Origin of the sequence: Enterobacter sp. MALB-1 (assembly GCF_041021625.1) — a bacterium.
GTDB classification, from domain to species: domain Bacteria; phylum Pseudomonadota; class Gammaproteobacteria; order Enterobacterales; family Enterobacteriaceae; genus Enterobacter; species Enterobacter oligotrophicus.
On the sequence record NZ_JBDPJL010000001.1, the window covers coordinates 1421860 to 1441537 of the forward strand.

At 52.4% G+C, this 19678-nt stretch carries 17 protein-coding genes and 6 tRNA genes; 9 read left to right on the forward strand and 14 right to left on the reverse strand.

Annotated elements, in window-relative coordinates; translation table 11 throughout:
• The first annotated feature begins 1 nt into the window (after position 1).
• Positions 2-217 carry a DUF3820 family protein gene (locus tag ABGB15_RS06810; protein ID WP_152081773.1) on the forward strand — a complete coding sequence of 72 codons (216 nt, stop codon included), beginning with the start codon at positions 2-4 and terminating at the stop codon, positions 215-217.
• On the opposite strand, the gene ABGB15_RS06815 is transcribed toward ABGB15_RS06810, so the two are convergent.
• A complete protein-coding gene (locus tag ABGB15_RS06815) occupies positions 214-1209 on the reverse strand; it encodes a bile acid:sodium symporter family protein (RefSeq protein ID WP_152081772.1) in 996 nt (331 codons plus the stop codon). The genes ABGB15_RS06810 and ABGB15_RS06815 overlap by 4 nt on opposite strands.
• Positions 1210-1298: 89 nt before the next feature.
• On the opposite strand from ABGB15_RS06815, the gene ABGB15_RS06820 reads away from it, so the two are divergent.
• Positions 1299-2240, forward strand: a complete 942-nt coding sequence (locus ABGB15_RS06820; protein WP_215723789.1) for a LysR family transcriptional regulator — start codon at positions 1299-1301, stop codon at positions 2238-2240.
• Here ABGB15_RS06820 and ABGB15_RS06825 read toward each other — a convergent pair.
• The 5 genes from ABGB15_RS06825 to ABGB15_RS06845 form a co-directional block, all read right to left on the reverse strand.
• Positions 2231-2572 carry a FlxA-like family protein gene (locus tag ABGB15_RS06825; protein ID WP_215723790.1) on the reverse strand — a complete coding sequence of 114 codons (342 nt, stop codon included), beginning with the start codon at positions 2570-2572 and terminating at the stop codon, positions 2231-2233. The genes ABGB15_RS06820 and ABGB15_RS06825 overlap by 10 nt on opposite strands.
• A gap of 136 nt (positions 2573-2708) precedes the next feature.
• A tRNA-Lys gene (locus ABGB15_RS06830) sits at positions 2709-2784 on the reverse strand.
• Between the two features lie 4 nt (positions 2785-2788).
• Positions 2789-2864: transfer RNA gene (locus ABGB15_RS06835), tRNA-Val, on the reverse strand.
• 29 nt (positions 2865-2893) lie between these two features.
• A tRNA-Val gene (locus tag ABGB15_RS06840) sits at positions 2894-2969 on the reverse strand.
• 42 nt (positions 2970-3011) lie between these two features.
• A tRNA-Val gene (locus ABGB15_RS06845) sits at positions 3012-3087 on the reverse strand.
• 258 nt (positions 3088-3345) lie between these two features.
• Here ABGB15_RS06845 and gltX point away from each other — a divergent pair.
• The gene (gene gltX, locus ABGB15_RS06850) at positions 3346-4761 is read left to right on the forward strand and encodes a glutamate--tRNA ligase (RefSeq protein WP_215723792.1); all 1416 of its coding nucleotides are present in this window, start codon (positions 3346-3348) and stop codon (positions 4759-4761) included.
• A 52-nt stretch (positions 4762-4813) separates the two neighbouring features.
• Here the strand turns inward: gltX and ABGB15_RS06855 are convergent, their stop codons facing one another.
• Positions 4814-5200 carry a YfeC-like transcriptional regulator gene (locus ABGB15_RS06855; RefSeq protein WP_152081768.1) on the reverse strand — a complete coding sequence of 129 codons (387 nt, stop codon included), beginning with the start codon at positions 5198-5200 and terminating at the stop codon, positions 4814-4816.
• 1 nt (position 5201) lies between these two features.
• The gene (locus ABGB15_RS06860; RefSeq protein ID WP_152081767.1) at positions 5202-5564 is read right to left on the reverse strand and encodes a YfeC-like transcriptional regulator; all 363 of its coding nucleotides are present in this window, start codon (positions 5562-5564) and stop codon (positions 5202-5204) included.
• Positions 5565-5781: 217 nt separating this feature from the next.
• Here ABGB15_RS06860 and ABGB15_RS06865 point away from each other — a divergent pair.
• The 3 genes from ABGB15_RS06865 to ABGB15_RS06875 all read left to right on the forward strand — a co-directional run bounded on the left by ABGB15_RS06865 (position 5782) and on the right by ABGB15_RS06875 (position 8376).
• Positions 5782-5857 (forward strand) — tRNA-Ala (locus ABGB15_RS06865).
• A 41-nt stretch (positions 5858-5898) separates the two neighbouring features.
• Positions 5899-5974, forward strand: a tRNA-Ala gene (locus tag ABGB15_RS06870).
• A 212-nt stretch (positions 5975-6186) separates the two neighbouring features.
• Entirely contained in the window at positions 6187-8376 is a 2190-nt protein-coding gene (locus ABGB15_RS06875; protein WP_215723793.1) for an EAL domain-containing protein, read from the forward strand.
• Positions 8377-8423: 47 nt separating this feature from the next.
• Here ABGB15_RS06875 and nupC read toward each other — a convergent pair whose 3' ends face one another.
• Positions 8424-9611, reverse strand: coding sequence for a nucleoside permease NupC (gene nupC, locus ABGB15_RS06880; protein WP_152081766.1), 1188 nt, complete (start codon positions 9609-9611; stop codon positions 8424-8426).
• 350 nt (positions 9612-9961) lie between these two features.
• Between nupC and ABGB15_RS06885 the strand changes: the two genes are divergently transcribed.
• The gene (locus tag ABGB15_RS06885; RefSeq protein WP_152081765.1) at positions 9962-11200 is read left to right on the forward strand and encodes an Nramp family divalent metal transporter; all 1239 of its coding nucleotides are present in this window, start codon (positions 9962-9964) and stop codon (positions 11198-11200) included.
• Positions 11201-11234: 34 nt separating this feature from the next.
• On the opposite strand, the gene ypeC is transcribed toward ABGB15_RS06885, so the two are convergent.
• Positions 11235-11570, reverse strand: coding sequence for a DUF2502 domain-containing protein YpeC (ypeC, locus tag ABGB15_RS06890; RefSeq protein ID WP_152081764.1), 336 nt, complete (start codon positions 11568-11570; stop codon positions 11235-11237).
• 126 nt (positions 11571-11696) lie between these two features.
• The gene (gene mgrA, locus ABGB15_RS06895; protein ID WP_215723794.1) at positions 11697-12695 is read right to left on the reverse strand and encodes an L-glyceraldehyde 3-phosphate reductase; all 999 of its coding nucleotides are present in this window, start codon (positions 12693-12695) and stop codon (positions 11697-11699) included.
• Positions 12696-12879: 184 nt separating this feature from the next.
• On the opposite strand from mgrA, the gene ipdC reads away from it, so the two are divergent.
• Complete coding sequence (gene ipdC, locus ABGB15_RS06900; protein WP_215723795.1) at positions 12880-14538, forward strand: indolepyruvate decarboxylase; 1659 nt, start codon at positions 12880-12882, stop codon at positions 14536-14538.
• On the opposite strand, the gene ABGB15_RS06905 is transcribed toward ipdC, so the two are convergent.
• Positions 14539-15774, reverse strand: coding sequence for an ion channel protein (locus ABGB15_RS06905; RefSeq protein ID WP_152081761.1), 1236 nt, complete (start codon positions 15772-15774; stop codon positions 14539-14541). It lies immediately after the preceding gene.
• A 205-nt stretch (positions 15775-15979) separates the two neighbouring features.
• On the opposite strand from ABGB15_RS06905, the gene glk reads away from it, so the two are divergent.
• Positions 15980-16945, forward strand: a complete 966-nt coding sequence (gene glk / locus ABGB15_RS06910) for a glucokinase (RefSeq protein ID WP_215723796.1) — start codon at positions 15980-15982, stop codon at positions 16943-16945.
• A 33-nt stretch (positions 16946-16978) separates the two neighbouring features.
• Here the strand turns inward: glk and ABGB15_RS06915 are convergent, their stop codons facing one another.
• On the reverse strand, positions 16979-17710 hold the full coding sequence (locus tag ABGB15_RS06915; RefSeq protein WP_152081759.1) for a LytTR family DNA-binding domain-containing protein: 732 nt from the start codon (positions 17708-17710) through the stop codon (positions 16979-16981).
• Positions 17711-17723: 13 nt separating this feature from the next.
• Complete coding sequence (locus tag ABGB15_RS06920; protein WP_152081758.1) at positions 17724-19421, reverse strand: sensor histidine kinase; 1698 nt, start codon at positions 19419-19421, stop codon at positions 17724-17726.
• Between the last annotated feature and the right edge of the window lie 257 nt (positions 19422-19678).

Below are 19678 nucleotides of genomic sequence, written 5' to 3' on the forward strand. Positions count from 1 at the left end.
CGTGGAGAAAGAGCAGCTTATTGAGATCGCCAATACGGAGATGCCGTTCGGCAAATATAAAGGCCGCAGGCTGATCGATTTGCCGGAAGAGTATCTGCTGTGGTTTGCCCGTAAGGATGAGTTTCCCGCCGGGCGGCTGGGCGAGCTAATGGCAATTACGTTACTCGTTAAAACAGAAGGGCTGACCCAGCTGGTTCAGCCCCTGAAACGTCCTTAAGCCTTCGCGGCGCGGGTCTCTTCCTGCGCCAGCTTTTCGGTCTGGCGTTTGTACCGACGCGCCAGTACCGCACAGACCATAAGCTGGATCTGATGGAAAATCATCAGCGGCAGCACCATCATCCCTATCACTGAGGTCGGGAACAGAATGTTGGCCATCGGGATACCGTTCGCCAGGCTCTTTTTCGAGCCACAGAAGACAATGGTGATTTCGTCCGCTTTGTTGAAGCCGCACTTGCGGGCCACAAAAACATTCACCGCAATCACGATAGCCAGCAAAACGATACTGACCACGACGATAAACAGCAGCGATCCCACGCCGACTTTATGCCAGATGCCGTTTACTACCGCTTCGCTGAAGGCTGAGTAAACAACGAGCAGAATCGACGTCTGGTCGGTTTTTGAGATCCATTTTTTATGCTTCGCCACAAACGCACCGGTCCACGGGCGAGAAAGATGCCCGAGAACAAATGGCAATAGCAGTTGCAGACAGATTTTACCCACCTGCTCCAGATTACCTTCCGCGCCGTGCATATTCATCAGCAGCCCCACCAGAAGCGGTGAGACAAAAATACCTAGCAGGCTGGACGCTGACGCCGAACAGACGGCGGCCGCGACGTTCCCGCCCGCCAGCGAAGTGAACGCAATGGCGGACTGAACGGTCGCAGGCAGAATGCAAAGATACAGAAAGCCAGTATAGAGCGCCGGATCAACATTCACGGGTGCCCACCAGGCGAACAAAACGCCGAGGATCGGGAAGAGAATAAAGGTACTGCACATTACCCACAGATGCAGTCGCCAGTGGCTACCGCCTGCAATGATGGCTTCACGGGAAAGTTTGGCACCGTGCATAAAGAACAGCAACGCGATTGCTGCCGTGGTCAGCCCTTCAAAGAACGGAACGAAACCGCCTCGCGCAGGGAAAAAGGAGGCCAGCAAAACGGTGACAATCAGGGTAAGCGTAAACGGATCAAGGATACGAAAAAGTTTCATAATCACTCCTGAAAACAGATGCCGCTATTGTGCTTTCTTCCGTTTGAGAAATAAAATCGATTTATTGCATCCATTCATGAATTAAACAGATGAATTATTCTCTACGTCAGCTTCGCGTGTTTGTTACCGTCGCCCAGGCCCGCAGCTTTAGCCGGGCGGGGGAGATGATTGGGCTTAGCCAGTCTGCTGTCAGTCACAGTGTCAAAGAGCTTGAAAGCCAGACCGGTGTGAAACTGCTCGACAGAACCACGCGTGAAGTGGTGCTTACCGAAGCGGGGCAGCAACTGGCGACGCGCCTGGAGAGGCTGCTGGATGAACTCAACAGCACGCTCAGGGATGTGGGGCGGCTCGGGCAACAGCTTTCCGGCACCGTAAGGGTGGCGGCGAGCCAGACGATATCTGCGCATCTTATTCCCCAGTGTATTGCCGAGAGTAACCACCTCTATCCTGATATTGATTTTGTCCTGCACGACAGACCGCAGCAGTGGGTGCTGGAGAGCATTCGTCAGGGTGATGTGGATTTCGGTATTGTTATCGATCCCGGCCCGGTGAGCGATCTTGCGTGCGAAATTGTCCTTTCAGAACCGTTTCTGCTGTTGTGTCGCGATGACGATCCTCTGGCCATGTTGCCGGAGGTGAACTGGCAGTTACTCCAGGGGGCGAACCTGGTATTACAGGATTACGCGTCGGGGAGCCGACCGCTGATCGATGCTGCCCTGGTTGCGCAAGGCGTTCAGGCAACTATCGTGCAGGAGATTGGGCATCCGGCGACGCTGTTTCCTATGGTCGAAGCGGGGATTGGGATCAGCGTGCTTCCGGCGCTGGCGTTACCTCTGCCACAGGGAAGCCGTTTAACGGTGAAGCGATTTGTACCCTGCATCGAACGTCAGCTGATGCTGGTTCGGCGTAAAAATCGCTCGCTTTCGGGGGCGGCGAATGCGTGCTGGGACGTGGTGCGTATGCAGGCTCAGCGGCTAATGGAAGCCCGCACACGCGATCCGCTGTTTAGCAGTGGGGGCGATCAGATATAAATATCAATCTGATGGTCAGCGGACGGTTTGTTAACGCCTTCCGCAGCGGACTGAGTGGTGGTCTGCTTTGGCGCTGCCTCTTCTGCCTGCTGGCGCTGCAATTGCGCCAGCTGTGCCTGCAGCATGGCCAGCTGGGATTCGAGTAACTCCTGCTGCTTTTGCTTCTCTTCTGCCGTGGCATCACCCATTGCCACTTCTTTGAGCTGCTGGGTGACTTTCGTAATCTGTTTGGTCAGTCGGTTAATCTGGGAGGCAATATCGTTGCCGCCAGAACTGTTATCCACACTGCCGATTTCCATCGCTGACAGCGATACTGCCTTGAGGGTTGTCATATTGAGATCCTTTTCGCCATAAAACAGAGGTATCGGCGCGGTACGGAATAGCTTGAGTGTTGTATGCAGAAAGCGTCGCGGGAGAGTATGGGAACTGCAGATAGCAAAAAAGCGCCTTTAGGGCGCTTTTTTACATTGGTGGGTCGTGCAGGATTCGAACCTGCGACCAATTGATTAAAAGTCAACTGCTCTACCAACTGAGCTAACGACCCGAAATGGTGGGCGATGACGGGCTCGAACCGCCGACCCCCTCCGTGTAAAGGAGATGCTCTACCAACTGAGCTAATCGCCCATTTCGGAACTGCTGCGATAAGGTGAGAATGGTGGGCGATGACGGGCTCGAACCGCCGACCCCCTCCGTGTAAAGGAGATGCTCTACCAACTGAGCTAATCGCCCAATCTCAATACTTATCTACACTGCGAGCCTACTTAAAGTAGATGGTGGGTGATGACGGGCTCGAACCGCCGACCCCCTCCGTGTAAAGGAGATGCTCTACCAACTGAGCTAATCACCCCCGCTGTGTGGATTCGCATTATAGGGAGAGTTGAAAATGAGTCAACGCATTTTCTAAAGTTTTTATTCGTTCGTCGTAAAATTAAACAAAACGATCGTGAAACAGGCTGTGACGCATGATTTCTAAACAAAAATAGTAAACTCAAGCCAGATACAGGGAACAACATTGAGGATTCGCCTCACAGTGATAGAATATTGCCCATTGTTTTTTCCCCAGGATTTGCCGATTGCCGGCATCTTTATAACGTAAGGCCATTTCATGAAAATCAAAACTCGCTTCGCGCCGAGCCCGACTGGCTATTTGCACGTCGGTGGTGCACGTACTGCTCTCTATTCCTGGCTTTTTGCACGCCACAACAAAGGTGAGTTCGTGCTGCGTATTGAAGACACCGATCTTGAGCGCTCTACGCCGGAAGCAATCGAAGCCATTATGGATGGTATGAACTGGCTGAATCTGGAGTGGGACGAAGGTCCGTACTTCCAGACCAAACGTTTTGACCGTTATAACGCCGTGATTGACGAGATGCTGGTCGCAGGCACGGCATATAAGTGCTATTGCTCCAAAGAGCGTCTGGATGCCCTGCGTGAAGAGCAGATGGCAAAAGGCGAAAAACCTCGCTACGACGGCCGCTGCCGCCACGATCATAGCGAGCACGCAGCTGACGAGCCTTGCGTGGTGCGTTTTGCCAACCCGCAGGAAGGTTCAGTTATCTTTGATGACCAGATCCGCGGCCCGATCGAATTCAGCAATCAGGAGCTGGACGACCTGATCATCCGCCGTACCGACGGTTCTCCAACCTATAACTTCTGCGTTGTGGTTGACGACTGGGATATGGAAATTACCCACGTTATTCGTGGTGAAGACCATATCAACAACACTCCGCGCCAGATCAACATTCTGAAAGCCTTAAATGCGCCAGTGCCTGTGTACGCGCACGTTTCCATGATCAACGGTGATGACGGTAAAAAACTGTCCAAGCGTCATGGCGCAGTGAGCGTGATGCAATACCGTGATGATGGCTATCTGCCGGAAGCACTGCTGAACTACCTGGTGCGTCTGGGCTGGGCCCACGGTGACCAGGAGATCTTCAGCCGCGAAGAGATGATCAATCTGTTCTCTCTGAACTCCGTGAGCAAATCTGCCAGCGCGTTCAACACCGATAAGCTGCTGTGGCTGAACCACCACTACATCAATACCATGCCGCCGGAATATGTGGCGACGTATCTGCAGTGGCACATTGAGCAGGCAAATATTGATACCCGTACCGGCCCTGAGCTGGCGGAGCTGGTGAAACTGCTCGGCGAGCGTTGCAAGACGCTGAAAGAAATCGCCGAAAGCTGCCGCTACTTCTATGAAGAGTTTGACGAATTCGATGCTGACGCGGCGAAAAAACACCTGCGTCCGGTTGCGCGTCAGCCGCTGGAAGTGGTCCGTGATAAGCTGGCTGCCATTACGGAATGGACCGCTGAGAATGTGCATCATGCGATCCAGGCGACGGCGGATGAACTGGAAGTCGGGATGGGCAAAGTGGGTATGCCATTGCGCGTTGCGGTGACAGGCGCGGGTCAATCCCCGGCGCTGGATGTTACCGTACATGCCATCGGTAAATCACGCAGCGTGGCGCGTATCAATAAGGCGCTGGGCTTTATTGCCGATCGTGAAAGCCAGCAGTAATTAAACGCCAGATAAGAATAACGGCAGGGTGACCTGCCGTTTTTTATGTGTGTTATTCCGCAATCCCGAGACGCACAAGAAAGCCTTGTACACCTTCCCGCTTCAGCAATACGTGAAGGCGCTCCTGTTCGAGTGGGGTCATATTCTCCAGCGAGTCGATGATTTGCGGGAGCAGGTTCGACGATGCCGGTTCTCCATAGAGGGAAGGGGATTCAGCCAACTGGTAAATTGCCTGACGGTTACGAATGGCAGGAAGATTCATAATGTGCTCTTTGACTCGCGCATCAATATGAATCAGCCGGGCGCGTCCGCCTTTCACACCGTTAATGCCCTCTGTTTTCCATCCTTTCTGGCGTATCCAGCGGTTTACGGTTTGCCTGGCGACACCCAGACTATCAGCCAGCTCTTCCGTGGTCATTTTACTGCGTAATCTTTTCATGTCAGTTTTGGTCGCGAATCCCTAAACGTTGCAACAATCCGGTAATCCCTTCGCGCAGTAACAGAGAGGTCATCTGCTTTTGCTCATCCGGCGTCATTTCATTTGCCAGTGTCAGAAGTAAGGTATGTAGCGAGCCATCATGGTAGGCGTTATCGGGCATATCAGGTGTTTCTGATGCCCTGCGTGCACTGCGAATAAACTCCCGAACTTTTTCATTCACATGCACCAGACGCGCCTTGCCTCCCTGAACTCCTGGTTTTGGCGATGTAATCCAACCCTCTTTGCGTACCCATTTATTGATGGTCTGGCGGCTATAGCCAGTGAGCAGGGCTAACTCTTCTGGCGTCATTCGTTCCTTGATCATGCAATTTCCTGAATATTCGTGGGGTTAATTAGTGGTTCATTTTATAGCACCGTTTTACACGAAAACGTGACAGGCTTAACTCCTGACTGCGAGCAGGCTCGCAAAGTGATTCATTTGCATGATTTTTCAGCGATTGAAAGTCCGGGGCTGATTTTGCCGTTGACACTCAGCAGCGGAATTCATATTATGCCGCCCGTCAACATGACAGCTTTACGATGGGGCTATAGCTCAGCTGGGAGAGCGCCTGCATGGCATGCAGGAGGTCAGCGGTTCGATCCCGCTTAGCTCCACCAAACTCTGAACCCAACAGCGTTTGGTCGGTAAAGTAACATGTGGGGCTATAGCTCAGCTGGGAGAGCGCTTGCATGGCATGCAAGAGGTCAGCGGTTCGATCCCGCTTAGCTCCACCAAAATTTGAACCCTCGTCGAAAGACGGGGGTTTTTTTATGCCTTTGTAACAGCTTCCTGGCTTTTGGGTTATCAGGGCTGTGTTTTCTATACCTCACCTCAACCCAAATCAACAAAACGGTCTATTTGTAGACTGAAACTTGATTCGCTCAATTAATAAACCTATTATCCGTCCGGTCAATGAGACTAATGGTAGAATAGATCCTTTAACTTGATGAAAAGAAAAACTGACAATAATGTAAAGATATTTATGATTGCACTGGCGTTATGCCTCTTCGCGGTTCCTTTTTCTCGTTATATTTCTCCGCATGCAATTGTTAACGGGCATGATGTCTATTTAGCGTGGTTACCGTTAAGTGTCATGTTGGCTGTTATTTTATTGTTTGGTTACCGTGCTATTATTCCCATTTTGTTAAGTTTTACTGTCACTAATATTTACAATCTTAATTTAGCACCGCTACAACATCTCGTTTTGCTGTTTTGCCAGACCTTTCCGGTATTCGCGGCCTGTGGCATGCTCCGTCTGACGCTGGGCAAGCGCTGGCGTCATAGTGTGCCCAATAAGCACATCGGGCTTCGTATTTTCTGGCTTGGGTTTATGGTGCCGTCAGGCATTAAATTATCGATGTATCTGGCGGGTTACTTATTTGATTTCCCGGTGACGATTTCGACTTTCTTTGGGGAAGGTACGGCAATTTATAACATCGTTGATATTCAAAGCCTGATTTGCGCAGCGTTGATATTTACGATGATGTTCTATTATCCATTAAGAATGGTAACAAATCCAGGTTATGCCAGAACATTCTGGCGGCGAAGCGTGAAGCCAATTGTCCTTAATAAAAAACCTTTGTTTATATTAGGTTGGCTGATGCTTCTGATGTTTATTGTTGTAATTCTTTGCATTCCGATGCAATCAACTCTTATTGCTGGCTATTTAATGCCAGTGATTTTCATTCTTTTTACGCTGGGTATCAGCCGTCTGAGTTATGCACTTATCTCGCTGCTGTGGGCTGCATCTGCGCTTCTGCTGTTAACCTATAACTATAACTTCCTCAATGGGGTGGAGTCGGGGTACTCGCTTTCCTTTATTTTGTCGGTGCTGATCTCTTTTGCTATCTGTCTGCTTTATATGTCAAGGATCTACCAGCGAAGTGAGTGGATGAAGCAGGGCTGGCAGGAGAGGGCGCTCACCGATCCGCTGACAGGGTTACCCAACATTCGTGCGCTGGAGGTTTTCCTGAAAATCCACCCTGACGCAAAAGTGTGCTGCCTGCGGATGGACAATCTGGAATTTTTAAGCCGCCATTACGGTATTCTCATGCGGGTACATTGCAAACGGATGATTACTGCATCTCTGCAGCCATTACTCCAGCAGGATGAAAAACTTTTCCAGTTGCCCGGCAGTGAACTGGTGCTGGTACTGTTAGGTCCAGGAACCGCAGAGCGCCTGCAATATATTGTCGATCAGTTGAACAGCCGTAAGATTTTCTGGAATAACACCGGGCTGGATATTGAGTTTGGTGCCTCCTGGGGGGAAGTCGAGAATGGTGACAACTTGCACCATACCCTGGGACAACTGAGCTGGTTGTCCGAGCAGTCATGCGCGGCGCACAATGTCCTGGCATTGACCAACAGTCTTGAGGATGTTTCCGGGCAAACGACGGACAGGGTACTGATGCTGGGGCGTATCAAACGCGCTCTTGATGCTGACGGCATCCATCTTTATGCCCAGCCGATCCAGAACGCGGACGGGGAAGGGTACTACGAAATTCTTTCGCGCCTTGAAAGTGATGGCGAGATCATCACTCCCGATCGGTTTATCCCGTTAATTGCACAGTTTAACCTGAGCCATCGTTTCGACATCAGCGTGGTACAGAGCTTACTGACGTGGCTGCGTGATAATCCGTCAACGCATCCCGGAACTCGTTTTTCCGTCAATCTGATGCCGCTGACGCTGATGCAAAAAGAGATTGCCGCTGAAATTATCGCGCTGTTTGAACGCTATGGCGTACCACCACAGGCCGTGGTCATTGAGGTTACCGAAGAACAGGCTTTTTCAAATTCGGGACCGAGCATTAAAAATATCCAGCAGCTGCGGGATTACGGTTTCCGTATCGCGATTGATGATTTTGGCACAGGATACGCCAACTACGAGCGCCTCAAGCGTCTGCAGGCTGATATCATCAAGATCGATGGCTGCTTCGTGAAGGACATCTGCACAGACAACATGGATGCAATGATTGTGCAGTCTATTTGCAACCTGGCAAAAACCAAATCACTCTGCGTGGTGGCTGAATTTGTGGAAACGCCCGAGCAACGCGAGATGCTGCTCCGGTTCGGAGTGGATTATCTGCAAGGGTATCTGATAGGTAAACCCATGCCGCTCAACGTCCTGCAGGCATAAAAAAACCGGGAGCGAACAGGCTCCCGGTTTTCGTTTAGCAGTCTGAATTACAGTACCAGTGCCGCGATAGAAGCAGACAGAATGCTCACCAGCGTAGAACCGTATACCAGTTTCAGGCCGAAGCGTGAGACCACGTTACCCTGCTCTTCGTTCAGACCTTTAATCGCACCGGCGATAATACCGATGGAAGAGAAGTTTGCGAAGGAAACCAGGAATACGGACAGGATGCCTTCCGCACGTGGAGAGAGCGTGCTGGCAATTTTCTGCAGATCCATCATGGCCACGAATTCGTTAGAAACCAGTTTGGTTGCCATAATACTGCCAACCTGCAGCGCTTCGCTTGCCGGAACACCCATTACCCAGGCAATCGGGTAGAAGATGTAACCCAGGATGCCCTGGAAGGAGATACCCAGAACTGCCGCGAACAGGGCGTTCAGGGCAGCAATCAGCGCGATAAAGCCGATCAGCATCGCCGCAACGATAATCGCTACTTTGAAGCCTGCCAGAATGTATTCACCCAGCATTTCGAAGAAGCTCTGACCTTCATGCAGGTTTGACATCTGGATGTTCTCTTCGCTGGCATCAACGCGGTACGGGTTGATCAGCGACAGCACGATAAAGGTGCTGAACATGTTCAGAACCAGCGCTGCAACAACGTATTTTGGCTCCAGCATGGTCATGTATGCGCCCACGATAGACATGGACACGGTAGACATTGCAGTGGCCGCCATGGTGTACATGCGGTTGCGGGACATTTTACCGAGAATGTCTTTATAGGCGATAAAGTTCTCAGACTGGCCCAGGATCAGGGAGCTGACGGCGTTGAACGATTCCAGCTTACCCATGCCGTTCACTTTTGACAGCACAGTACCGATAGCGCGAATAATGACAGGCAGAACACGGATGTGCTGCAGAATACCGATCAGCGCAGAGATGAACACGATTGGGCACAGCACTTTCAGGAAGAAGAATGCCAGACCTTGATCGTTCATACTGCCAAAGACGAAGTTAGTCCCTTCGTTGGCGAATCCGAGCAGTTTTTCGAACATTTCGGAGAAGCCTTTTACGAAGCCGAGCCCCACGTTGGAGTTCAGGAAGAACCACGCGAGTAAAACTTCAATAACAAGAAGCTGAACAACATAGCGAATGCGGATTTTTTTACGGTCATGGCTGACCAGTAACGCAAGCGCAGTAACGACAACAAGTGCCAGGACAAAATGAAGGACGCGGTCCATATTTGCTCCAAATTTGAGGCAGGTTTAATTTCCGTGCACATTCTATGTAACGAGCGCAAAGAAAACGAGATCAAGGCCACACAATAGTTACATCCTGTGACGAGTCTCAAAAATAGTGATCAACAATACATTTTTGTTATGTTAGGTAAATGAGTGAAAAGTTAAGTTTGTGTGCTACGCTTCACAAATGACTGCGCGTTTTCATATTCTGTGAGACCGCTCAAGCGAACCCGCCTTTCTATCGTTAAAAGCTATCTGAGAAATCATTACAACCTTTACAAATGATCTTGATAATCATTCTCATTTTGATAGCATTAAACATAGCAAAGGCTATATTTCCAGAGGCAGAAATGACAAACAGTCGCGTAGAGGGTAGCAGTGGCAGGGCAGCGCGCAAGTTGCGGTTCGCATTAATGGGACCGGCGTTCATTGCTGCTATTGGCTATATCGATCCAGGGAATTTTGCGACCAATATTCAGGCCGGGGCCAGCTTCGGGTATACACTCCTGTGGGTGGTCGTCTGGGCTAACCTGATGGCGATGCTGATTCAGATGCTTTCAGCCAAGCTGGGGATTGCCACGGGCAAAAATCTGGCAGAGCAAATCCGCGACCATTATCCCCGTCCGGCCGTCTGGCTTTACTGGGTTCAGGCGGAAATCATCGCTATGGCAACCGACCTCGCTGAATTTATCGGGGCAGCTATCGGCTTCAAATTGATTCTGGGCGTGTCGTTATTACAGGGTGCTGTCCTGACCGGCATCGCCACCTTCCTTATTCTGATGCTTCAGCGTCATGGACAAAAACCGCTGGAAAAAGTGATCGGTGGTCTGCTGCTGTTTGTGGCGGCAGCCTATATTGTTGAACTGATTTTCTCGCAGCCGAATCTGGTGCAGCTCAGTAAGGGAATGGTGATCCCGAGTTTGCCGAATTCTGAAGCGGTATTCCTGGCGGCGGGTGTGCTGGGTGCGACGATTATGCCGCATGTTATCTATTTGCACTCTTCCTTAACACAGCACCTGCACGGCGGAACGCGTAAGGAGCGGTATTCAGCGACTAAATGGGATGTGGCCATTGCCATGACCATTGCCGGTTTTGTTAACCTGGCGATGATGGCGACGGCTGCTGCCGCGTTCCACTTTAATGGCCATACGGGAGTTGCCGATCTGGATCAGGCGTATTTGACGCTGGAACCGCTACTGAGCCATGCCGCCGCGACGATCTTCGGCTTGAGCCTGGTCGCTGCGGGTCTCTCTTCCACCGTCGTGGGGACCCTGGCAGGGCAGGTGGTGATGCAGGGATTCGTGCGTTTCCACATTCCGCTGTGGGTTCGCCGGTCAGTGACTATGCTGCCGTCATTTATCGTGATCCTGATGGGGCTGGACCCGACCCGAATTCTGGTGATGAGCCAGGTATTGCTGAGCTTTGGTATCGCACTTGCGCTGGTGCCGCTGCTGATATTTACCAGCAACAAAGCCCTGATGGGCGACCTGGTTAACTCGACGCTGGTGAAAAGAGCCGGGTGGGCTATTGTGGTGGTAGTGGTGGCGCTGAACCTGTGGTTGTTGATTGGTACAGTGTCAGGACTCTAAAAAGAAAAAGGAGCCGAAAGGCTCCTTTTTGGTGTTAGTGGTGATGCCCGCGGCCATGACCGCGTCCCCAACCGCCGCGACGGTCGTCACGATCGCTCCATCCTTCACGATAACCGCGTTCGTAGGCTTTACGATTATCCCAGCCACGGTGATAACCGTTATCGTGTTTCCACCAGCGGTTTTTACGCCATTCATAATGACGGTGCCAGTAATCACGGTCGCGCCAGCCACCGCCGTCCCAGTAGTTACCATAATTGTCGCGATCGCCAATTTGTAATTTTATCGATGGCAACAGGGTGATTTCGCCAGCACTGGCGACCAGCGGGGCCGAGGCCAGCAAAACCGCTGCAAGAATCAGTGACCTGAACATACTTTTCTCCTTCACGATCGGGGCCGTTGTGCGGCCTGTTAACGCAATATTACGGGGTGGTAAAGCCCCGTATCATCGCTTCAACTCCGAATTCACGAATGAGAGCACGATTTGCTAAAAATGCTTTTATTTTGCGCTATTGAGGATCGCGTCGATAGCCGTCAGTTCATCTGCAGTAAAATGACGATTCTCCAGCATCCCGACGGCATCATCTATTTGCACGGTCTTGCTCGCACCAATCAGCACGGACGTCACGGTGTCGTGGCGTAAAATCCAGGCCAGTGCCATTTGCGACAGCTTCTGCCCGCGGCTTTCTGCCATCGCGTTCAGATTACGCACTTTTTCCAGCTTCTCTTCGGTGATCTGATCAGGATTCAGGAACTTACTGCCGCTGGCTGCGCGCGAATCCGCCGGAATGCCGTTCAGATAGCGGTTGGTGAGTTGTCCGCCCGCCAGCGGGGAAAATGGAATGCATCCTACGCCTTTATCCTGCAGTACCGCCAGCAATCCCTCTTCGGGCGCGCGTTCAAACATTGAGTATTTTGGCTGATGGATAAGGCATGGTGTGCCGAGATCGTCCAGAATCTCAATGGCCTGACGCGCCCGTTCCGCCGGGTAGTTGGATAAGCCGACATACAGTGCTTTACCCTGGCGCACCAGATGGTCAAGCGCTTTCATCGTCTCCTGTAGCGGTGTTTCCGGGTCAGGGCGATGATGATAGAAGATGTCGACATACTCCAGCCCCATGCGCTTCAGGCTCTGGTCCAGGCTTGAGATCAGGTATTTACGCGAGCCCCAGTCACCGTAAGGCCCATCCCACATGGTGTAGCCCGCTTTGGTGGAGATGATCAGTTCATCACGCCACGGCAGAAAATCCTCCTGCAGAATGCGTCCGAAATTACGTTCGGCTGAACCAGGAGGCGGGCCGTAGTTATTGGCAAGGTCAAAATGGGTAATCCCCAGATCGAAGGCGCGCTGTAAAAGTTGACGGCTGTTTTCGATAAGCGTGGCGTCGCCAAAATTATGCCACAGCCCAAGAGAAATGGCGGGTAGCTTCAGCCCGCTTTGTCCGCAACGGCGGTATTGCATTGTCTGATAACGATTTTTGTCAGGCTGATAACCCATTCTCAAGACCTCTGGCGCTGGAAAGAAAATTCGGTGTATACGTTTACACTAACCCGCGAGAAAGAAGAATAGTGCAGCCTTTTTTGTAAAGCATTCTTTCCAGACCCTTCTTACTGCCAATTCTGGACAGCCATCACGCTTCTTTAATACTCAAACTGAGGTCAACGTCAGAAGGACACCTGTTATGCGAACCCCGTACTGCGTCGCTGATTACCTGCTGGACCGACTTACAGATTGTGGTGCCGACCATCTGTTTGGCGTGCCGGGCGACTATAACCTGCAGTTTCTCGACCATGTGATCGACAGCCCGGATATCTGCTGGGTGGGCTGTGCAAACGAGCTGAACGCCGCTTACGCTGCTGATGGATACGCCCGATGTAAAGGCTTTGCCGCACTGCTGACGACATTCGGCGTCGGGGAGTTAAGTGCCATGAACGGTGTGGCGGGCAGTTTTGCGGAGTATGTGCCGGTGCTGCACATTGTGGGTGCGCCAGGTATGGCGTCACAACAACGCGGGGAGCTGTTACACCACACATTAGGTGACGGTGAGTTCCGCCATTTTTACCATATGAGTGAACCCATCACCGTCGCTCAGGCGGTGCTGACTGAGCAAAACGCCTGCTACGAAATCGACCGTGTACTGACCACTATGCTGCGGGAACGCCGTCCAGGGTATCTGATGTTGCCTGCTGATGTGGCAAAAAAAGCCGCCACACCGCCTGTAAGCGCTCTCACTTATAAGCCTGCCCACGCCGACGATGCCTGTCTGAAGGCATTTCGCGACGCCGCCCAGGCCCGGCTGGCTACCAGTAAACGCACAGCGTTATTAGCGGATTTTCTGGTGCTTCGCCATGGCCTGAAACAGGCCCTTCAGAAGTGGGTAAAAGAGGTGCCAATGGCGCACGCCACCATGCTAATGGGCAAAGGAATTTTTGACGAACGGCAGGATGGTTTTTACGGCACGTACAGCGGTTCCGCGAGCGTTGCGTCGGCAAAAGAGGCAATCGAAGGCGCGGATACGGTGTTATGTATCGGAACGCGATTTACCGATACCCTGACCGCCGGGTTTACCCACCAGCTCACACCAGCCCAGACGATTGAAGTACAGCCCTATGCTGCACGCGTGGGCGATATCTGGTTTACGGGTATTCCTATGCTTCAGGCAATTGAGACGCTGGCAGAACTGTGCAAACAGCATGTGCACAATATTCCTGCTCCCTCTGCGCACCGTGGTTTTGCTTTTCCTTCTCAGGAAGGCTCGCTCACACAGGAGAGCTTCTGGAGCACGCTGCAAACCTTTATCCGGCCCGGTGATATTATCCTCGCCGATCAGGGCACGTCCGCTTTTGGCGCAATCGATCTTCATTTACCTGCGGAGGTGAATTTTATCGTCCAGCCGCTCTGGGGTTCAATTGGTTACACGCTGGCGGCGGCCTTTGGCGCGCAAACAGCCTGCCCGAACCGGCGCGTTATTGTGCTCACGGGGGACGGTGCAGCACAGCTCACCATTCAGGAAATGGGCTCCATGCTGCGCGATAAACAGCATCCTGTCATTCTGGTGCTCAATAATGAAGGGTATACGGTCGAAAGGGCGATCCACGGACCGGAACAGCGCTATAACGATATCGCGCTCTGGAACTGGACCCGCATCCCGCAGGCACTCAGCCTGGAGCCTCAGGCCGAATGCTGGCGAGTCAGTGAAACAGAACAACTGGCAGAGGTGCTGGAAAAAGTGGCGCACCATGAGCGGCTTTCGCTCATTGAGGTGATGCTGCCGAAAGCCGATATTCCGCCGCTTCTGGGGGCGATTACCAAAGCGCTGGAGGCGCGTAATAACGCCTGATTATTTATCATTTCGCCATGCCATCAACATCGGTTTGCCCGCCAGCAGAAGCCAGGCGGGCAACATCACGATGCACAGCAGCGGCAACAGCGTGGTATCAGGGACCACCACCGCCGCCATAAACAGGCTCAGCCAGGCATCACGCGTTACCACCAGTACCAGCCCCAGAATCGAGCAGGAGACGGTAATGGCCGCGGGTACAGCATCAACATGCTCATGCAGCATCAGCCCCAACGCAACGCCGACAAACACCGCCGGGAAGATGCGACCTCCACGGAAGCCACACGCCGCAGCGACTACTAAAGCTGCAAGTTTTACCAGCGCAAACAGCAGATAATCGGAGACGCTAAAGACCTGGCTGAACGCCAGCTGTTGCATCTCGTCAAGGCCTTTAAACAGCGTTACCGTTCCGCCGATCGCCCCTAAAATGCCCAGGATAAACCCCCCGACCCCCAGAATCAGCACCGGGTGTTTCATTTTATGCATCAGACGATGCAGGCGAGGGAGACACCATACCGCGACCATCCCCAGCGCGATGGCGATGGCGACCACAATCGCGCCACTGAAAATATCGGCTATCTGCATTTGGCCGTAGTGGGGAAGGGAGAGTGAAAAATGGGGATGGAAAAACAGGCTGGTGGTGAGTGAGCCTGCGGCGGCGGCCATCAGTGGCGCAAAGAGCTTGTCCCAGAGTGGCACGTCGTTATCACTGCTGAGCGTCTGGGAAAAGATCAGAGCGGCAGCAACGGGTGTGCCAAACAGCGCCCCGATGGTCCCCGCTGACGCCAGAATCGTCCAGTCCAGCGCGCCGACGCGAGGGAAAATACGCGAGCCGAGAAACACCGCGAGAGCAATATTTACCGCCATAATCGGATGCTCCGGCCCCAGGCTGACGCCTCCCGCCAGACCCACAATCAACGCGATAAGTAGCCCCGGCAGAGCTGAGGGATTAACGGGTGCGCCAATCAACGGTTCCCGCGCGGGATCGGGACCCGCATGGCCTGGGCTAAAGCGAATCACCAGGCCTACGACAACGCCGGTCAACGTCAGCATCAAAATGATCCATGCGGGAGAATCGACACTGACGCCGAGTTGTGCCGGAAGTGCAGCCCATAGCATTGTCTGCAGCACCGACGCGACTTTCATCACGACGATAAGCACCAGGCTTGAGGCAATGCCAATTATTAACGCCGGAATTGCCAGCAACAGCATGGTTCTGGCTCGCGGGTGGAGCATGATGATTTCCTTGTACAAAACGGTCTGACGTTACTTTGCACAATCAGCTTTATGGCAATAGTGCAAAAGGTGCTGAAACGGTAAAGTTATTCTGTGACGAAGATCGATAATCCTGGGGCATTCACCTTCCGGTCGTTGTTGTTATCACGCCTTGAATTTACAGTGTCCCAAAGATTTATTCTGACTTTAGCGGAGCAGTAGAAGAATGACAAAGTATGCTTTGGTAGGTGATGTGGGCGGCACCAACGCGCGTCTTGCATTATGCGATGTAAATACCGGTGAAATTTCTCAGGCGAAAACCTATTCAGGGCTGGATTACCCAAGCCTGGAAGCTGTTGTTCGTGTCTATCTGGAAGAGCATAAGGTCAGTGTCGAAGACGGCTGTATCGCGATTGCCTGCCCGATTACCGGCGACTGGGTGGCGATGACCAACCACACCTGGGCATTTTCCATTGCAGAGATGCAGAAGAATCTCTGTTTTGCGCATCTTGAGATCATTAATGACTTCACTGCGGTTTCTATGGCGATCCCGATGCTCAAGCCTGAGCACCTGATCCAGTTTGGCGGTACAGCGCCGGTTGAAGGCAAACCGATTGCTGTGTACGGTGCTGGGACGGGGCTGGGCGTATCGCATCTGGTTCATGTCGATAAGCGCTGGGTGAGCCTGCCGGGTGAGGGTGGCCACGTGGATTTTGCGCCGAACAGTGAAGAAGAAGGCATCATCCTCGAAGAGTTACGTGCTGAGATTGGCCACGTGTCTGCCGAGCGTGTACTTTCCGGTCCGGGGCTGGTGAACCTGTACCGCGCGATTGTGAAATCTGACGGCCGACTGCCGGAAAACCTGCAGCCGAAGGACGTTACCGAACGCGCGCTGGCCGATAGCTGCATCGACTGCCGTCGCGCGCTGTCTCTGTTCTGCGTGATCATGGGACGTTTCGGCGGCAACCTGGCGCTGAATCTCAGCACCTTCGGTGGCGTCTATATCGCGGGGGGCATTGTGCCGCGCTTCCTCGACTTCTTTAAAGCGTCTGGTTTCCGCGGCGGGTTCGAAGATAAAGGACGTTTCAGAAGTTACGTACAGGACATCCCGGTTTACCTGATTGTTCATGATAATCCAGGCCTGCTGGGTTCCGGCGCTCATCTTCGCCAGATGCTGGGTCAGATCCTCTGATATTCACCCCCCTCTCCTGCGGGAGGGGGGCCCTCACAGGTGCATCAACTGGCGAAACTCTTTCACTTTGCTGCGGCTGACCGGCACCTGAAAATCGAGATCCTTCAGACGCAAAATATAGGTATTGTTAAACCAGGGTTCGATCTCGCGGATCTTATTCAAATTCACGCAAAATGAGCGGTGACAGCGGAAGAAGTGTGCGGCCGGTAGTTTGCTGCAAAACTCAGTGATGTTCATCGCCATCACATAAGATTCACGACGTGTATAGACGAACGTCATTTTTTCGTGCGCTTCGGCATAGTAGATATCGTCGATGGGCGTCACGATAATCCGCTCATCTTTGACCAGATTAATGGTGTCGTTTTCACGTACTGCCGGGCTCGTGTTCACCGGGGTTGCCTGGTGCTGCCAGGCTGCCTCCAGCTTTTGCAACATGCTGACAATTCGCGACTCCTGGTAAGGTTTCAGAATATAGTCAAACGCTTCCAGCTCGAACGCTTCCACGGCGTGCTCTTTCCAGGCCGTGACGAACACAATAAACGGTTTATGGGCAAACTGGTTGATATTTTGCGCCAGCAGCACACCGTCCAGTGAAGGGATATTGATATCCAGAAAAATGGCGTCGACCCGGTTATGCTGCAGAAATTTCAGTACGTCCAGACCGTCGTCAAAGGTGCCTACAATCTCCATCTGGCTATGCGTTTTAATAAGCCAGCTCAGCTCCTGTTGAGCCAGAATTTCATCTTCTACAATGATGACTTTCATCTTTTACTCCGGCCTACGGCAATAAAGACAGAGGGGCATGAACAGAGGTTCGTTCATTCGGAACATAAAACGCAATTTCGGTTCCCGGCTCAAGGCGGTGAATATGCAGCCCGTCGCCATAGAGCAGTTTGACCCGATGGTGCACATTCAGCAGCCCAATCTTATTGCCCGGCATTTCGTTTGATTCAACGCGTTCAATGACTTTCGGGTCAATGCCATGGCCCGTATCGCGCACCGCAATGCGCACGCGGTTCCCGCTTTCGGTCACGCTGATGGTGACCACGCCTTTGCCTTTACACGGCTGAATGCCGTGAACAATCGCGTTTTCGACCAACGGCTGAATAAGCAGGCTTGGGATCACGCAGTTGACCTCTTCGTCAATATCGTAAATGACCGTGAGTTTGTCGCCAAAGCGCGCCTGCTCAATCGCGATGTAATCTTTAATCTGATAAAGCTCTTTTTTAATGTCGATCTGCTCGTCGTCTTTCAGCTCAATGTTGTAGCGCAGATAGCGCGACAGATTAAAAATCAGCTGGCGAGCGGTGTCCGGATTCAGGCGAATCGACGACGAAATGGCATTCAGCGCGTTAAACAGGAAATGGGGATTAATTTTACTTTGCAGCGCACGTAGCTCTGCCTTATTTGCCATCTCCCGCAGTTGCTCCGCGCGGGAAACTTCCAGCTGAGTAGAGATAATCTGCGACAGCCCAATGGCCATTTCCTGAAGTGACGACGTGATCTGGTGCGCGTGGCAGTAGTAAATCTTCAGCGTACCGGTCACTACGCCTTTCTCCCACAGCGGGATCACCAGCATGGAGTGGATTTCAGGCGTTCTGTAGGCTTCATCATTGTTTTTAATGATGATTTTACCGTAGTTGATAGCCTGCCTTGTGGTCGGGCTGACGGTGTCATCGTTATCGCGATAGTTATGCTCACCCACGCCAACGTAGGCCAGCACGTGGTCGATATTGGTAATGGCGACTGCGTCGGCATGAATATCGCGGCGGATAATATCGCAGACCTGGCGCAAGGATTCTGCGTTTACATGACGGAACAGCGGCAGCGTTTTGTTGGCAATATCGAGTGCCAGCTTGGCCTGACGCGCGGCGCTGGCCTCTTTTTCCCCTTCAACGCTTTGCACCAGCAGTACGATAAAACCGATACAGACGCTACCGAGGATCATCGGGATACCGATTTTGGAGACGATATCCAGGCCCAGCGCCGTGGACGGTGCCCAGAGCACCACCAGGATCATGGTCAGGGTTTCGCACACCATGCCCGCAATGATCCCTGCGCGCCAGTGCTGCTTCTTCGGGATCTTGCGGTTAATCCAGCCGGAAAGGACCCCGGCGATAATACTGGTGATAAAGCACGGGATGGCCGTTACGCCGCCGATATCAATTAAATAGCGGTGCGTGCCCGCAATCAGCCCGGTGATAACACCGACCCACGGGCCGAATAATATCCCGCCGGACATCACAGCGATAATGCGCACGTTAACCAGCGAGCCTTCTACCGGTACGCCGGACCAGGTGCTGAACAGTGCAAACATCGAAAAGATGGCTGTCACGGCCAGCAGCTCTTTTGGTGAGTGTGCAGACTTATGAAGAAGCTCGCGGAACAGGCGAATGCGAATGAGGAAGAACAAGCAGATCAGCATTAACGCCGCGCGGTCGAACACCGCCAGCAGCATATCGAATATTTCGTGCACAACAGAACCTGGGAAAGCGGGAAAAAACCATGATAAAAAACCTGACGCCGGAAGACCAGCTATCTGTCTGGATTATCAAATGAGGAAAAACCCTGCTTTTCAAAGGGGATGGTTGGCTTTTTTACTGAAAGAGGGGCAGTTTCCCTCAACCAGCGGAATGCAAGTAACTTTAATGATATCATGATGTTAAATAACGGGTGTTTTTTAATGCCTTTCAGCGTAAAGGTTCCGCTTTTAACCGCAGCACATTTCCCGTT

Coding starts and splice junctions, on each gene's coding strand:
- ABGB15_RS06815 (WP_152081772.1), bottom strand. CDS start 1,209: ATGAAACTTTTTCGTATCCTTGATCCGTTTACGCTTACCCTGATTGTC.
- ABGB15_RS06820 (WP_215723789.1), top strand. CDS start 1,299: ATGAATTATTCTCTACGTCAGCTTCGCGTGTTTGTTACCGTCGCCCAG.
- ABGB15_RS06825 (WP_215723790.1), bottom strand. CDS start 2,572: ATGACAACCCTCAAGGCAGTATCGCTGTCAGCGATGGAAATCGGCAGT.
- gltX (WP_215723792.1), top strand. CDS start 3,346: ATGAAAATCAAAACTCGCTTCGCGCCGAGCCCGACTGGCTATTTGCAC.
- ABGB15_RS06855 (WP_152081768.1), bottom strand. CDS start 5,200: ATGAAAAGATTACGCAGTAAAATGACCACGGAAGAGCTGGCTGATAGT.
- ABGB15_RS06860 (WP_152081767.1), bottom strand. CDS start 5,564: ATGATCAAGGAACGAATGACGCCAGAAGAGTTAGCCCTGCTCACTGGC.
- ABGB15_RS06875 (WP_215723793.1), top strand. CDS start 6,187: ATGAAAAGAAAAACTGACAATAATGTAAAGATATTTATGATTGCACTG.
- nupC (WP_152081766.1), bottom strand. CDS start 9,611: ATGGACCGCGTCCTTCATTTTGTCCTGGCACTTGTTGTCGTTACTGCG.
- ABGB15_RS06885 (WP_152081765.1), top strand. CDS start 9,962: ATGACAAACAGTCGCGTAGAGGGTAGCAGTGGCAGGGCAGCGCGCAAG.
- ypeC (WP_152081764.1), bottom strand. CDS start 11,570: ATGTTCAGGTCACTGATTCTTGCAGCGGTTTTGCTGGCCTCGGCCCCG.
- mgrA (WP_215723794.1), bottom strand. CDS start 12,695: ATGGGTTATCAGCCTGACAAAAATCGTTATCAGACAATGCAATACCGC.
- ipdC (WP_215723795.1), top strand. CDS start 12,880: ATGCGAACCCCGTACTGCGTCGCTGATTACCTGCTGGACCGACTTACA.
- ABGB15_RS06905 (WP_152081761.1), bottom strand. CDS start 15,774: ATGCTCCACCCGCGAGCCAGAACCATGCTGTTGCTGGCAATTCCGGCG.
- glk (WP_215723796.1), top strand. CDS start 15,980: ATGACAAAGTATGCTTTGGTAGGTGATGTGGGCGGCACCAACGCGCGT.
- ABGB15_RS06915 (WP_152081759.1), bottom strand. CDS start 17,710: ATGAAAGTCATCATTGTAGAAGATGAAATTCTGGCTCAACAGGAGCTG.